Source organism: Anabaena subtropica FACHB-260 (assembly GCF_014697105.1).
GTDB lineage: Bacteria > Cyanobacteriota > Cyanobacteriia > Cyanobacteriales > Nostocaceae > Trichormus > Trichormus subtropicus.
The window spans coordinates 61,571-77,072 of record NZ_JACJRF010000006.1 but is presented as its reverse complement, the minus strand read 5'-3'; the positions used below and the strand labels follow the sequence as shown (position 1 = coordinate 77,072).

The window sequence follows — 15,502 nt, the reverse complement described above, 5'->3', positions numbered from 1 at the left end:
AATCACTTACTCAAGTAAATCATTTGTTGGCAGTATACCTGGATAGAAGCGATCGCTTAAAATATCTGCCAAAGAATAACAACATTGTTGAGGGAAAGTTGAAAATGGCAGGTTTGTTTCTCCTGATGCTAAATCCCTGGCGTTTTCATAAGCTTCTGGAAGTGCTTTTTCTAGATATGATTGCAAACTAGGATTTTCACTGAGTAATTTGATAATTTCCCGCCTTTGGATACGAATTGTCGCCAACCAACTACGACTGCGTTTTGTAGCTTGATATTCCCACTTCAGTAAATGTCCAATTAATATATTGAGGCGATTTCTTAATTCTTGGCGTTCTTTTCTTCCCAACGATTCAATCTCTTCAATTAAATTTAACAGATCAAGCTGTCCCCATTGGTGATGACGCAGCAGATTAGCCTGTTCTTGAGTCCAGGCATAAAAATCATTTTCGTAGAGATTTTGCATCAGGTTTGCCGACGTTTGTCCGGTTTGTGGTGTGTGCATAATCAAAACCCGGGAAACTGTATTTTTAATTCAGGTGGGTATTACCCACTCTGCTTACAATCTAACAATTAAAAAGTTACTACACTGCGAATCGATTCGCCTCTCTGCATCAAATCCATAGCATCATTAATTTTTTCAATTGGCATGACATGAGTAATTAAATCATCAATATTTATTTTTCCGTCCATATACCAATCAACAATTTTCGGCACATCTGTACGTCCTCTCGCGCCACCAAATGCCGAACCTTTCCACACGCGCCCAGTTACTAATTGAAAGGGACGAGTACTAATTTCTTGTCCTGCACCAGCAACACCAATAATGACACTCACACCCCAACCTTTGTGACAGCATTCTAAAGCTTGACGCATCACTTTGACATTACCAATACATTCAAAACTGTAATCAGCACCACCCTTAGTTAACTCCACCAAATAAGCAACTAAATCAGCTTCAATTTCCTGAGGATTAACAAAATGTGTCATGCCAAACTTTTCAGCCAAGGCGCGTTTACTGGGATTAATATCTACGCCAACAATCATATTGGCTCCCACCATCCGCGCCCCTTGGATGACATTTAAACCAATACCCCCCAGTCCAAAAACTACTACATTCGCCCCTGGTTCTACCTTGGCTGTATTAATAACTGCACCGATACCTGTTGTCACACCACAACCGATATAACAAACCTTATCAAATGGGGCATCTTCTCGAATTTTAGCTAAAGCAATTTCTGGTAATACTGTGTAGTTAGAAAATGTAGATGTACCCATGTAGTGATGAATCATTTGCCCATCGATACTAAAACGACTAGTACCATCGGGCATAACACCACGTCCTTGAGTAGCGCGAATTGCTTGACAGAGATTAGTTTTAAAACTCAAACAATATTCACACTGACGACATTCCGGCGTATACAGAGGAATCACATGATCGCCTGGTTTGACACTGGTGACACCAGCGCCTACATCTACCACCACCCCCGCCCCTTCATGGCCTAAAATGGCGGGAAACAAACCTTCGGGATCTGCACCTGAAAGGGTGTAAGCATCAGTGTGGCAAACCCCACTGGCTTTAATCTCAACTAATACTTCCCCAGCTTTTGGCCCCTCTAATTGGACGGTTTCAATTGTCAACGACTTACCCGCGCCGTAAGCTATTGCTGCTTTCGCTTCCACAAGCCAGCCCTCCTAATCAATTTAAAATTCAAAATAAGCCCTTACCTGCGAGTATCTTACCTGCAACACTGAAAAATTAAAAATGATGGGGTGATACAAGTTTCTATCAAAAGGTAGTTGCAGAAATTATTTGTAACTTTTTTGTAAACTAACTAAAATTGCATTTTATTGTGAGATTGGTACATTAGTTACAGGCGGTAAGCTTGGAAAATGATATCTATCTGCCGCATTAATTCTATTTTTTGTCAACCCTTCAATTATCTGTACTGTTAAAGCTATGAACCCTGCCCTAACTAAAATTGGCGATCAAATGTCCAACCTGACTGGTGTACGAGCGATTATGAAGGACATTATCGAAACGTTGCAGTCTGGAGGAGGGCAGGATTTAATTAATTTGAGTGCAGGCAACCCGTTGATATTACCAGAGGTAGAGCAGTTGTGGCGGGATTGCACAGCAGAACTCTTGGCTAGTCCAGAATATGGCGAGGTGGTTTGCCGTTATGGTTCCAGTCAAGGGTATGCGCCGTTCATTGAAGCAATTGTTAAAGATTTTAACCGTCGTTATGGTCTGAATTTAAGCGATCGCAATGTTCTTGTCACTCCCGGCAGTCAAACCCTCTATTTCTATGCTGCTAATGCTTTTGGCGGTTACACCAGCAACGGCGAACTCAAGCAAATTGTTTTACCCTTGAGTCCTGATTACACTGGCTATGGTGGTATTTGTCTAGTTCCTGAAGCTTTAGTTGCCTACAAACCATCTCTAGATATTGATGCGACTGCTCACAGCTTTAAATATCGCCCCGATTTCAGCCAGGTATCAATTAGTGAAAGTACAGGTTGCGTTATTTTCTCCCGCCCTTGTAACCCGACTGGTAACGTCCTCACAGATGAGGAGGTGAGAAAAATTGCTGCCCTCGCTGCACCTTATAATGTGCCAGTATTGATTGATTCGGCTTACGCTCCCCCATTCCCGGCGTTGAACTTCACAGATATGTCGCTGATTTTCGGGGAAAATATTCTTCATTGCACCAGCTTATCGAAAGCGGGTTTACCAGGGGAGAGAATTGGCATTGCTATCGGAGATGAAAAGCTAATTCAAGTTTTAGAATCTTTCCAGACTAATGCTAGTTTACATTCTTCACGTTATGGACAGGCGATCGCTGCTCGTGCCATTAACTCTGGTGCGTTGGCACAAATCGCTGAACAAGTAATTCGTCCTTTCTACCAAAACAAATTTACCATTGTTGAAACTGCCCTAGAAGCAGCAATGCCCAAGGATTTACCTTGGTTCCTCCATCGTGGTGAAGGCGCTATCTTTAGTTGGCTATGGTTACAAGATTTGCCCATCACCGATTGGGAACTGTATCAAGAACTCAAGAAAGTAGGCGTAATTGTTGTCCCTGGTAGTACCTTCTTCCCTGGATTAAAAGAAGAATGGGCGCACAAGCACCAATGTATCCGCATCAGTTTGACTGGTAGCGATGCAGAAATTGCCCTTGGTATGCAGCGTCTAGCTAAAGCAGTAGAACAAATTTATCGGCGTGCAGTCGTCAGTGCATAAGTAATGAAGCAATGAAGCAATGAAGCGTAAACAAGAAAGTAGAGGGGCAGGGGAGGAAAGGCAGAGGACAGGTAAGGCGCAGGGGGGAAAGAAACCTATTCCTCAATCTCCACCTCCCACACCCCAGTTCTCAACTCCTAATCCTGATGAATGGCTGCAAATTGGTAAAATCGTTGCTGCCCAAGGCTTATCGGGGGAAGTGCGAGTCTATCCTGATTCCGACTTTCCCGAACGCTTTGAAGTGCCAGGAACCAGATGGTTATTGCGTCCGGGGCAGACAGAACCGCAACCGATAGAATTATTACATGGTCGTTATTTGGATGGCAAAAATTTGTATGTCATCCAATTAGCTGGTGTGGAAAATCGTAGCCAGTCAGAAGAACTACGCGGTTGTATATTGTTTGTTCCAGCGAGCGATCGCCCCGAATTGGGTGAAGATGAATATCATGTTGTCGATTTAATTGGCATGGAAGTATTCCTGCAAGCCTCTGGGGAATTGGTGGGAACAGTAGTTGATGTCATCCCGGCTGGTAATGATTTACTAGAGGTAAGTTTGCATCAGTCAGTTCCTAGCGACAAAAAACCAAAAAATGTATTGATTCCCTTTGTTGTGGCGATCGCTCCCGTGGTAGATTTACAAACCCGTCGCATTGAAATTACTCCGCCACCAGGGTTGTTGGATTTGGTAACTGGCTGAGGAAGATGAGGTCAAGATAATTAAATACAGTTCAGTTAAGTTAACAATAAAATAATTACTGCCAATACAACAGATCGACTTTTTGGAGGGGGTTTGGGGGACGCAACCGTCCCCCAATAGGGGGATTGGGGGAGAATCCCCCAAATCTTGGTTCTCAACAAATCGATTGACTAATCACCCTAATTGAACCGTATTGAAATATAATTTCTTCCCTAACTTCCCCTACTCCCTCGCTTCCTGTAACTGCTGTGCTACCCCACCTTGTTCAGACAGTATCAAAGTTACTCCGGCTACTGTTAACATTCCAATTACTGCTAAACCCAAAAAAGTAGTTTGTCTTCTCAACTTCATGCCTGTGAGTAATACTTCCATCACAGTAGCACTACCCGTAGCTCCAATAGGCTCAAGTGCTGTCAAAGCATCTGCGGCATTAGCATAACGATATTGCCACTTGGGTTCTACCATTCGCATTAACCATGACCGAAAACGTAAATTAATTTGGGAACCTAATTTTTGAAAATCAAAACAGCCATGACTATTAATTAACTTGTCAATATCTACAGAACGATTATTAGTCAATAAACAAATTAGTGTTGCCCCTAAACTATATAAATCTGAAGCCAAAGACAAAGGATATCCTAATTGTTCCTCCGGTGGCATAAAACCTGGTGTTCCTGCTACCAAGCTGGTGAGGGCTATTTCTGCACTCTGTACTCTAGCTATACCAAAATCAACCAAGTAAGCATTTAACTCTTCATCAACTAAGATATTTTCTGGTTTTATATCCCGATGAATAATTGGGTCAATTCGTTGTTGTAAATACACTAAGATTTCTAAAATTGACACAGCTATTTGCTTAATTTCTTCTGGATTAAAGCTGTGTTTTGAGCTTAAAGATAAAGCTTGTTTATACTCCAGTACCAGATAAAAACCAGTCTGAGTTTCAAAAGAATCCAGATAGCGGGGAATGCGAGGATGCTTAAGTTTTTGCAAGATTTCAGCTTCACGTTCATAAGCTTTGAAACCAGACCAGTCAGTACAGGTACTAGCAAAACTAAATTCCTTAATTACTACCTGTTGTTTAGACTTAGGGTCATAAGCTAAATAAGTGATGCGTCCTTCTTCTTTGTTACATCCCAGTTCTCGAATAACTTGATAACCTAAAGCAGAACAATCTGGATGATGAATTAAGGGAATTGCTCCTTTATTACACACATCAAGCTCCATTACACACCACCTGAGTTTGATTTTGTCAAGGTGCAATCGATAAATTATAAATACTCACCCAGATTGTTACCTGCCATTCTGCCCTAATGGCACAAAGTCTTCTTGGTAATTCTTGCAGTCCTTATAGAGTGCTAAGTGCTAAATAAAAAATCTTTAGCTTCTTGTCCTTAACCTCTAACCTCTAACCTCTGTGCCAGCCAATCAACAATCTGGGCGTTGACAACGTTTGGAACTTCATCATGGGGACAATGACCAGCACCGGGAATAGGAAGAATTGTAATGTCTTGCCCATTCTCTTGTGCCTGTTCGTAAATCTTAGCCCCGGTAATCGGTGTCCAAGGGTCGTCAGCACCCCAAATTACTAATAAAGGACGTTCTATTGTGGGCAATAGTTCCTCTGGTGTGGGGCCTGGAGGTGCGGTGAGGATGGAGGCGAACACTTGCTGCGCGCCTGGGTCGCAGGATGGAGTATAAAGTAAATCTACCAATTCATCAGTAACGGCTGTGCGATCGCGGTAAACTTGGTAGAGTGTGCGGCGGATTTGAGATTTTTGACGGATGCGGTTAAAGACAAATTTGCCTGTGATGGGCGATCTCACTACTCTATTAAAAGCCGACATCATAATTCGTAATGGTGGGTTCAATTCGTAGGGACGATGACTCAAGCCACCCGCCGAGTTGATTAAAACACCACCAGCTGTAATCTCTGGATATTTTGCCAGTACAATCAAGCTGATAAGTGCGCCAATAGAATTGCCAATAAATACCGCAGGTTGTTGAATATGATCTGTCCAAAAGTCTTTTAGCAGTTCTACCCAAACATCTACGCTGTAATCAATGGCTGCTTTATCAGAACCACCAAAACCCAAAAGATCAATCGCAAAGACTTGATAGCCAGCATTTGCCAAAGCGGGAATATTTTTGCGCCAGTGTCCAATGGAAGCACCAAAGCCGTGAACTAGCACTAACGGCTGTCCAGTACCCATAACTGTGTATTGAATCTTGTAATCGCGCCAATTCCATATCAGTTTCTCAAAATTAGCGATCGCTGGTAGCTGTTGAGTATTTAGAATCATTATTATTAAGTTTTCTAAACTATTTCTTTATATATTAAAGCCTCTTACCTCCGAGAATTTGCGGCAAACAGTGGTTTTTACACCAGAAATCATAGAAAAGTTGTCATATAAATTACACAAAGTTTCTAAATGAATATATGACTCTAACCTCTAAACCCCTATGAAAATGTGATATGCGAGTCAGATGTTAGTTTTATCTTCACAAAGGGATTAATAAATCAAGGAAAGATGAATTTTCCTTGACTTTTAGCCATTTGGTACGATGTGAGATGAAATACGCAAATCCAAGTTCTCTAGCTCGTTTCAGCAAAGTCTTTTTAGCTGCTACTTCGATAACAATTTTTTCTCCCATATTGTCTGCTTATGCAGTTCCAGGTGTCTCTACAACCGTAGCTCAACAACTTTTAGCAAATGAATCTACCAACGGTGAAACCAGCCGTTTGCCAGAATCTGTCAGAGTAGCTGTTCTCCAAAATATTTCTCAACGTACAGGGTTAAACATCTCAACGTTACGTATCATTCACGCTCAAGAGCAGAGTTGGTCAGACGGTTGTTTGGGTTTGGAAGCAGCCGCCACCTGTAGTCAAGCAATGGTAAAAGGTTGGCAAGTAATTGCTGCTCAAGACAAGCAAATTTGGGTGTATCGTACTGACACATCTGGTAAAGTTGCCAAATTTGATGACGGAGCTACTCAGTTTGTGACCCGCATGATAGCTAGTCAGGAAACTACTTCCCAACAAACAACTAGCAGTACCACTACAGTACAACGCACTACTCAAGCTAGTACCGCTAGTACTTCAGTGGCAGGGAAAAAGACTGGTTTTAGCTTGGCAATTTTGCAGCCTGCTGGTAACTTTTCCGATGTGGTTGCTCGTGTTTCCTTTAAGGGAAAACGTCAAAAAGGTTACTTAAAAGAAAGGTTTTTAGGTGATTACAAGTATAAAGTCAAGCAGAAAGCAAAATTTGTCAAAGGATTAAAAGCAGGCGATCGCGTAGTCGTTCGCCTGTATGATATGCAAAACCGCTTTATTGGCTATAGCGAATTTGAATTATTATCAGCACATACAGCCGTTAACCTGATTATGTCTGCCGATCCAACAGAATATCAGGTAGTTCGCACTGTATATGGTGCTGATGTCAATCAAGATGGCATGATTGATGCGGGTAGCACTTCTTACGACTATTTCACCAAAGTTAGCGGCGAACGGGTGACATTTCTTAATAGTTCCCAATCAATCACTACTAGTCAGTTCCAAACCGAAAATTTCTCCACGGTTGCGACAAATAGCGTTTATCCTACCTCTTTTACTACGGGTAGTTTTGCTTTAGTAAATCAGACCGTTAGTGTTTTTAGTTACAACTTAGCTGAAGCTTTGAAGGTTGAACCCGGTCGATTGGTACAACTAAATCAGGTCAGCGATGATGACAGTTATACCTATAATCTCAGCCAGATGATGATGAGTTATAGAGAAGTGGGTGTCGCCAATGGTATTCAAGTAAAGTTTACCGATGTTGCCCGCAATCATTGGGCTAATGATTTTATTTCGGAATTGGCAGCTTTACAAATTATCCAAGGTTTTCCCGATGGTAATTTCCGCCCCGATGAACAACTAACTCGCGCCCAATTTGCGGCGATGATTAGTCAAGCCTTCACTAAGTCACAAGTCCGCAATGCCATTAGCTTCAAAGATGTTTCGACTAGACACTGGGCTTATAATTCCATTCGCCAAGCATACTCCACAGGCTTTTTAGGAGTGTCTGGTAATACATTCAACCCCAGCCAAAGCCTTTCTCGTCTAGAAGTCTTGTTAGCCTTGGCACGAGGACTTAATTATACTTTCAGTGGTTCTACAGAATCAATTTTAGTAGCTTACAGCGATGCTGCTACCATTCGTAGTGATGTTCGTAGTGCGATCGCTGCACTTACCACAAGGGGTATTGTAGTTAATTATCCTAACGTCCGTTCTCTTAATCCTGACAAGGTGGCAACTAGAGCCGAAGTTTGTGCTTTAATTTACAAGTCATTAGTCAGCACTGGCGAAGTGGCAGATATATCTTCTCAGTATGCTGTAGAAGAAACAGAGCAACGAGCTGAAGTTGGAATTGATGACGATGACGACGATGACGATGATGACGACGACGATAACGATGACGACGACAATAACGATGATGACGACGATAACGATGATGACAGAAAAGTGCGTCGCAACTGTAACCAGGGAATTGGCAATGGTTCTGAAGGTTGCGACCCTGGTAATTCCCGTCCCCACGGTGGTAGTAACGATGAAGGCGGACGGACTCCTGGTCGCAGAAGATAGATAATTTCTAAATTTTCAGAGCTGTGATATCGCGCTTATCATAAAAATTAAGTAAAAGGTAAATACACATAATTTTACCTTTTACTTTTTTGCCTCATCCACCATTATTATTAATGTTTCCTGGAAAATATAGTTCTCTAATAGGAAAAGGAATAGAAATTCCTGCTTTCTGATAACGTTTATGCAGTTTTTTTATAAATAAATGTTTGCCAATACGCTGATCAAAATATTCACTAACGCGCATATACAACGTAAAATCTATACTAAAATCACCAAAAGTATGAAATCTAATATAAGGTTCATTGTCTAGTAATTCTGAGGCAATTTCTCTCATGACTTCTTTGGCAACTTCTACAGTTACTTTTTCTACCGCGTCTAAATCACTATCATAACTAACACCCACATCTATTGTTAACGTGATTTCTTTTGCTGGTAGATGATAGTTCGTAAAAATCGCAGATGCCAAGTTAGAATTGGGAACAATAATCACATTGTTACTCAACTCTCTAATTGTAGTATTACGCCAAGAAATATCTGTAACATACCCTTCTTGCCCAGCATCTAGTTTGACATAATCTCCAGTTCTCACTTGCTTAGAAATAATTAAATAAAAACCGGAAAACAAATTAGCTAGTGTATCTTGTAGTGCTAAACCAACTGCTAAACCACCAACGCCTAAAGTGGTCACAATCGGCGTAATTGCAATACCTAATGTTTGTAATAAAACTAATGCCCCCAAACCCAAAACAGCAGCCTTGGCAAGGTTAGCAATTAGTGATGTTGTAGCTTTTGCAGTTTTGTGAGTATATAATTTCACAAAACCTGAAATCAGATTAGCTAAAACTAATGTAAATGATGATAGAAAGGCAATTTTAATAATCTTTTGCAGCAAAGTACTCACATCTGGCCTGAGAGGCGCACTAATAATTGCTGCTGAAAGTCCTGCAAGTAAAAACCAAATTAAGGGCATACGTTGCAGAGAATGGAAAATTATGTAGCTCCCAGGAATTTCTTTTTTAAGCGCGAATGCCTTTATTTTTTTAAATATAAATTTTTCACTAATTACTCCCATTATTAAACCAAATGCGAGAAATCCTAGAGATAAAATCCATTCCATCATCATTAACTTTAACTTTTGATCTAAGAAAATATCTGTAATTGCAAGATTGCTCTGCACACTCACAGAACATTTATATATTGTTAGGGGCTAGATGCAAAAAAAGCAACTCCCTTTTTATGGAAATGAATACTAGAGAAATCCAAATTTCAGAAATCAAGATGAATCCTATAGAGAAATTCTATCTGACGCTTGCAAGGATCAGGCAGATCATTTTTATATGAAGTTACAAGGCTTATCTTATATCAATAAATTGTCACGCTAACTTTGCTGGTTCAATGAGCTTGTAGTAAGGACTTTAGTCTTTGGTTTGGCAGATGTAGCCCTAAATACAAAATCTGGACATTTTTGGGCGAATTTTTAGAAATTGTCCAGATTAAGAGAAACAAAATCTGATTTATTTGGATTTTCTTAACCTAAAGACATATTTATTTATGAGTACGTATAAAAAATTAAGTTATTACGTTGGTAGTTGGTACAATTCTTCTGGCTGAATTTTTCCTAACTAAGTTATGTATCAAAAAGTTAAAGAAATCAGTAGAACTCTGATTACTACCTTGGTAATTTCTGTATACTTCGGTGGTACATCACAAGCACGAACTATTACAGATATAAGCCCACCAACAGGCCCAGGCCAAGTTGGTCTATTCTGTCCACAAGTGCAAACTCCTGTGGCTACGCCATCCCCCAATAACGACAACAGCATAACTCCTAGTCCAAATCAGATTCTAAATTTTCCCGGTCTATCTTGTAGCCCTAAAAATTTTCAAGCCATAGCGCCAATTGATACTCAGTTGTTTGTTAGTCCTTCCGGAGGAACAACAGAGTATTTTATTACCGAAACAGTTGTAAATAATACAAGTTCTATTTGGAACGGCTTTAAATTTCAGATAGGTTTTGGAATTAACGATAATTTTGCACCACCTGAGTTAATTCTTGTACCTTTTGGCTTTGCCATTCCAGATTTTGACTTCAACGGTTTGGGTTCTGATGTACCGCCAACCTCATCGAGATTTGCCCAAGTGCTTCAGGATGGTTCCTACAATCTCCAATGGTTGGGTGGAACAGTCGCTCCTGGCGAATCTGTAAACTTCACTTTTTCTATTGATGTGCCTGATGATTTAGATGGCAATAACTTTTACGATGCTTTTACAATTCGTCAAACCCCTATTACCAAGGGAGTTCCTGAACCCACTTCTATTACTAGTTTTTTGACCCTATTAAGCGTAGTAGGCTCAGGTTTTGCTCTTAAGCGTAAACAAGGTATAGAATAAGAGCCTATTTATTAGGTAATGGCCTTGCTAATAGTGACTAAACTTTACCAAGGCCCTGATATAGCAAAGGTAATTCCTGGTGATTGCATATTCACAAACATGGTTTGTCCATTGGGTGAGAAACAAACCCCAGTTAACTCATTTGAGTTCAACGCATTGCGAGCAAACTTATAGAGTGAGCCACTTGGCGTAATACCTACAACAAAGTCAGTACCGCCACCGTCCTCACAGATGAACAAATCACCGTTGGGCGCAACGACAATGTTATCAGGAAAATCTAGAATACTGGCATTATTGGGTTGTATGTATAATCGCAGTGTTTGAGTAGCAAGGGTATAACGCCAGACTTGACCTACTCCAGCACTACCGCCACTGGTACAACAGAAATAAATATCTCCATTGCTATAGAAAATTCCTTCACCACGAGCAAATTTAGCGGCTCCTGAATTAAAGCCTGCAACCCTTACCGTATCATTCGAAGGATTGGGGTTAGTAATTGGTACCCAATCTACTGCATGAGCTTGACCCACTGTAAACCCTGTTGTGGTGTTTGCTTTAGGTTTTGAGATGATTCTCAAAGCAGACAGTGTACCTCCTGCACTCAAGTTATTTCTTTGATTAGGTACAAAGCGATATAACAAGCCATCACTGCGGTCTTCGGTCATATAGACATAGCCTGTATTGGGGTCTACTGCTGCTGCTTCGTGATTAAATCTACCCATCGCTACCAGGGCTACAGGTGTTACGAATCCAGTTGCACTACTAGGAACCTCAAATACGTAGCCATGTTTTTTGTTACCTGTTTCAAAACTTTCTTCACAACTGAGCCAAGATCCCCAAGGGGTTGGTCCACCAGCGCAGTTACGGTAAGTACCAGCTAAAGAACCGTAGTGACTTATTAAAGTGCGATTGGAACTAACTACTAAAGTTGTGGTGCCACCTTTACCTTGAGTATCGTATTTTTTAGAGCTAGGTGCGCCAACACTTGTACTTGATGCTGGATTGAGTTCGTGGTTACGGATGAGAATTGTCGAGCCATTAGCTCCTGCAAATGCTCCCATACCATCGTGTCCACCTGGAACTTTGTAGCCATCGGTCATGGTTTGTCCTGTTTCAGACAATCTCACATAAGAGAATCCGGCTGGTAAGTCTAGTACACCGAGAGGGTCAGATTGAAGCGCACCGTAAGGGCCTGCTGCTAGAGTTCGTTTAGCATAAAAAGCCTGCAATGGAGATAAGAGTGCAGCACCCGCAGATCCCGTGGCGGCTAGTGTAAAAAATTCACGTCTCGATAAGCTCACTACATTCTCCTTAGTTTTGGAATAAAAGCCATTAACAGCAGATTAGTTGATAGCTATTATGGAGAATATTTCAGTTATTTGTGTTAAGGATAAACTAAGGTTTTCTTATGAGAAGAAATGAAAAAAAATAAGTTTAATATGGCGATCGCTACTACCCTAAAAGGTATGCTATGAAGAATATTTGGTTGCAAAATTTATACTGAATAATTGGATAATTATTAACTTTTGTTTTCACGGTTTATTTTAAAATTAATTGGCTGTAAATTTAGGTAATATCTACCTGTTCACCTAAAAAAATATTAATTATTCCTCTATTCATTAACATTTGCAAAAGTGTTTACTCACTTTCATTTAATTATTTATTCTTTAATTGTCAATTCTTAACAAAAACGTATTTTTAGCAATCAAGTTAAGTGCTAATTTGTCACCCTTTTTTAAAGGAGATTCATGGTGATTTCTAAAATAAATTGATATATAAAATTAGTATTTTATTTTTGGAATATAGGGTCGGCAATGACTATCTTATAAATATTTATGCTTAGATTTTGCCAGAAATTTTGTATCAAAATACTAAATGATTTGGGTTTTCAGAAATCAAACATGAGTCTGATATCTTTAGTATCGGTATTTGGGTGAAAATAAATAACATGGAATTGCCAATTATTTATCACCCGGATTATGTCGCACCACTACCTGAAGGTCATCGTTTCCCGATGCCAAAGTTTAAAAAACTTTACGAATTGCTGTTAAATGATGGTGTGGCGCAAACCAATCAATTTCATCACCCAGCACTTCCACCCCAAGAATTAATCGAATTAGTTCACACCCCAGACTATGTGCAAGCCTACTGTCAAGGGACACTAGATGCTAAAGCACAGCGTCGTATTGGTTTACCGTGGAGTCCAGGGTTAGCAAATCGTACCTGCATAGCCGTGGGTGGAACGATACTTACAGCACAGTTAGCACTTAGCCAAGGTTTAGCTTGCAATACAGCCGGTGGTACTCATCATGCTTTTCCCAGTTATGGTTCTGGTTTTTGTATTTTCAACGATTTAGCGATCGCCTGTCGTGTTCTCCAAAAACAGGGACTCGCGCAAAAAATCTTGATTGTGGATTTGGATGTCCATCAAGGAGACGGTACGGCGTTTATTTTTCAAGATGATGACAGTGTATTTACATTCTCCATGCACTGTGAAGTCAACTTCCCTGGAACTAAGCAACATAGTGATTTAGATGTTCCCCTACCTGTGGGAATGGAAGATGACGCTTACCTACAAACCTTGGCGATTTACTTACCAGATTTGCTGTCAGATATCAAACCAGACTTAGTATTTTATGATGCTGGCGTTGATCCGCATATAGGCGATCGCTTAGGTAAACTAGCCTTAACTGATACGGGAATTTTCCGTCGGGAAATGCAGGTTTTGAGTACCTGTGTAGGTACAGGCTACCCCGTCGCCTGCGTCATTGGTGGTGGTTACGCTGATGATATGACATCACTAGTTTGGCGACATTCCCTAGTACATCGTGCTGCTAGCCAGGTCTATCGCCAATACAGGCTTTGATACAATTTTATGAGAATATGGATTACACCATAATTTTTAAGCTGTATAAAACGTTAGTATTAAGCCATACATAAGTAACTGTTGGGAAAACTTCGTTTTGGATAACACTGGTTTTTTTCTAGGTAAAATCTAGTTCTACACAGCAAAATCACAGTTACCTAAGTTCTTTAGTTTAGCTGATGCCCCTGATTGTAATTATCCTGGCTGATAGATTTTTGAATTTGTCAATCATCAATACTGTTTATTGTCAATATCAAAAGCTCAAATTTTCTCATCAGTTTTAGATGAGGAAATTCGTCAGAATTATATGTTAGTTGCGAATGAGGGGTGACGGATTAGGCAATTATCCAGACCCTTAACATTCACAGCACTCGTTGGGTAGAGTCAAACGCTGAAAAACTTCGGTCTAAGGTTCCATAATTCTTAACTTTAAATTTGCCCGAATGTTGATTTTAAGGATTGTCTAACTTCGATACAATTTAGAGGCTGGGAGAGCCGCAGGAGAAGGAAGTGGTCTTATTAAAAGGCTTTGAAATTGAAATGTACACCGGCACGCCTCAAGGTGAAATCGTCGGTCTCTCGGATAAAATTGTGAGCAAGCTGGACGGGTTTGTAAGAGAACCAGATAGCCGCAACGTAGAATACACAACCAGTCCATTGCCAAGCTATGAAAGTCTATTGTGTGCTTTACTTCGTCCCCGGCGCGAATTAAGAAACTATCTCCAGCAACTGGGTGATTATACTCTCGTTCCTGGGAGTACTTTGTCTTTGGGCGGAAGCGATCGCTTTTTCCGCTCCGACCCAGCCAACCCATATCATGACTATATTGAGCAAACGTACGGTACACAAGTAGTTACCGCCAGTGTTCATATCAACGTAGGTATCGATGATCCAGAAGTGTTAATGCGGGCTTGTCGGTTAATCCGTGTAGAAGCACCATTATTTTTAGCCTTAAGTGCCTCATCTCCCTTCATAGATGGCAAAGCAACAGGTTATCACTCCACCCGTTGGGGTCTTTTCCCCCAAACACCAAACCACGTCCCACTATTTACCAGCCATACCCATCATATTGAATGGGTAGAACAGCAATTGGCTATGGGGACAATGCAAAACGTCCGTCACTTGTGGGTATCCGTACGCCCAAATGGCGATCGCCGTCCCTATGATTTGAATCGCCTAGAATTGAGAATTTGTGATTTAGTTACAGATCCCATCGCCTTACTGGCGATCGCCGCTTTCCTAGAAGCGCGTTTATTACAACTAATAGAAAACCCCGATCTGGATCCCTTAACCCAAAGCAAGTTTTCTCCTGAAGAACTCATAACTCTCACCGCTAACAACGAAACAGCCGCAGCTACAGCTAGTCTTGATGCTCAACTTACACATTGGCAAGACGGTAGAAATATCATAGCTAGAGACTGGGTTAACGAAATATATCAAGAAGTTTGGGCGATCGCTAAACAACATGGTTTTAGCTGTTTCCTCTCTCCTTTACAGAAAATCATCCGAGAAGGAAATGAAGCCCAACATTGGCTACAACTACATAAAGTCGGTTTTGACAGTCAATGCGTCATCACTCAAGCAATAGCCACCACTCAAGAACGCGAAGTTGAACTGCAAAACAAATTGTGTACGCCTCTAAAGGGGTAAATTGATAAGTCAATAGTCAATAGTCCAGAGTTAA

Annotated in this window: 12 protein-coding genes; 6 read left to right on the top strand and 6 right to left on the bottom strand. The window is 40.7% G+C overall.

Annotated features, from left to right (window positions below; genetic code table 11):
- Nucleotides 1–6: 6 nt before the first annotated feature.
- Both H6G18_RS05325 and H6G18_RS05320 read right to left on the bottom strand, forming a co-directional pair.
- On the bottom strand, nucleotides 7–504 hold the full coding sequence (locus H6G18_RS05325) for a DUF29 domain-containing protein (RefSeq protein WP_190406048.1): 498 nt from the start codon (nucleotides 502–504) through the stop codon (nucleotides 7–9).
- A 68-nt stretch (nucleotides 505–572) separates the two neighbouring features.
- Nucleotides 573–1,682: an S-(hydroxymethyl)glutathione dehydrogenase/class III alcohol dehydrogenase gene (locus H6G18_RS05320; protein ID WP_190406047.1), complete on the bottom strand. Its 1,110-nt coding sequence runs from the start codon at nucleotides 1,680–1,682 to the stop codon at nucleotides 573–575.
- Nucleotides 1,683–1,959: 277 nt separating this feature from the next.
- Between H6G18_RS05320 and H6G18_RS05315 the strand changes: the two genes are divergently transcribed.
- Both H6G18_RS05315 and rimM read left to right on the top strand, forming a co-directional pair.
- Nucleotides 1,960–3,243 carry a valine--pyruvate transaminase gene (locus H6G18_RS05315; RefSeq protein ID WP_190406046.1) on the top strand — a complete coding sequence of 428 codons (1,284 nt, stop codon included), beginning with the start codon at nucleotides 1,960–1,962 and terminating at the stop codon, nucleotides 3,241–3,243.
- Between the two features lie 19 nt (nucleotides 3,244–3,262).
- Nucleotides 3,263–3,940, top strand: coding sequence for a ribosome maturation factor RimM (rimM, locus tag H6G18_RS05310; protein WP_190406045.1), 678 nt, complete (start codon nucleotides 3,263–3,265; stop codon nucleotides 3,938–3,940).
- Nucleotides 3,941–4,162: 222 nt separating this feature from the next.
- On the opposite strand, the gene H6G18_RS05305 is transcribed toward rimM, so the two are convergent.
- Nucleotides 4,163–5,167 carry a serine/threonine protein kinase gene (locus H6G18_RS05305; protein WP_190406044.1) on the bottom strand — a complete coding sequence of 335 codons (1,005 nt, stop codon included), beginning with the start codon at nucleotides 5,165–5,167 and terminating at the stop codon, nucleotides 4,163–4,165.
- 167 nt (nucleotides 5,168–5,334) lie between these two features.
- Entirely contained in the window at nucleotides 5,335–6,243 is a 909-nt protein-coding gene (locus H6G18_RS05300) for an alpha/beta fold hydrolase (protein WP_190406043.1), read from the bottom strand.
- Nucleotides 6,244–6,512: 269 nt separating this feature from the next.
- Here H6G18_RS05300 and H6G18_RS05295 point away from each other — a divergent pair, with 269 nt between their 5' ends.
- Nucleotides 6,513–8,561, top strand: coding sequence for an S-layer homology domain-containing protein (locus H6G18_RS05295; protein ID WP_190406042.1), 2,049 nt, complete (start codon nucleotides 6,513–6,515; stop codon nucleotides 8,559–8,561).
- Nucleotides 8,562–8,655: 94 nt separating this feature from the next.
- On the opposite strand, the gene H6G18_RS05290 is transcribed toward H6G18_RS05295, so the two are convergent.
- The gene (locus H6G18_RS05290; RefSeq protein WP_190406139.1) at nucleotides 8,656–9,681 is read right to left on the bottom strand and encodes a mechanosensitive ion channel family protein; all 1,026 of its coding nucleotides are present in this window, start codon (nucleotides 9,679–9,681) and stop codon (nucleotides 8,656–8,658) included.
- Between the two features lie 509 nt (nucleotides 9,682–10,190).
- Between H6G18_RS05290 and H6G18_RS05285 the strand changes: the two genes are divergently transcribed.
- Nucleotides 10,191–10,952 (top strand): PEP-CTERM sorting domain-containing protein, encoded by a 762-nt coding sequence (locus H6G18_RS05285; RefSeq protein WP_190406041.1) that lies wholly within the window; start codon nucleotides 10,191–10,193, stop codon nucleotides 10,950–10,952.
- 44 nt (nucleotides 10,953–10,996) lie between these two features.
- Here the strand turns inward: H6G18_RS05285 and H6G18_RS05280 are convergent, their stop codons facing one another.
- Entirely contained in the window at nucleotides 10,997–12,253 is a 1,257-nt protein-coding gene (locus H6G18_RS05280; RefSeq protein WP_190406040.1) for an alkaline phosphatase PhoX, read from the bottom strand.
- A 647-nt stretch (nucleotides 12,254–12,900) separates the two neighbouring features.
- Here H6G18_RS05280 and H6G18_RS05275 point away from each other — a divergent pair.
- Nucleotides 12,901–13,818: a histone deacetylase family protein gene (locus tag H6G18_RS05275; RefSeq protein ID WP_190406039.1), complete on the top strand. Its 918-nt coding sequence runs from the start codon at nucleotides 12,901–12,903 to the stop codon at nucleotides 13,816–13,818.
- A gap of 510 nt (nucleotides 13,819–14,328) precedes the next feature.
- Nucleotides 14,329–15,468: a glutamate--cysteine ligase gene (gene gshA, locus H6G18_RS05270; protein WP_190406038.1), complete on the top strand. Its 1,140-nt coding sequence runs from the start codon at nucleotides 14,329–14,331 to the stop codon at nucleotides 15,466–15,468.
- Nucleotides 15,469–15,502 lie beyond the last annotated feature (34 nt).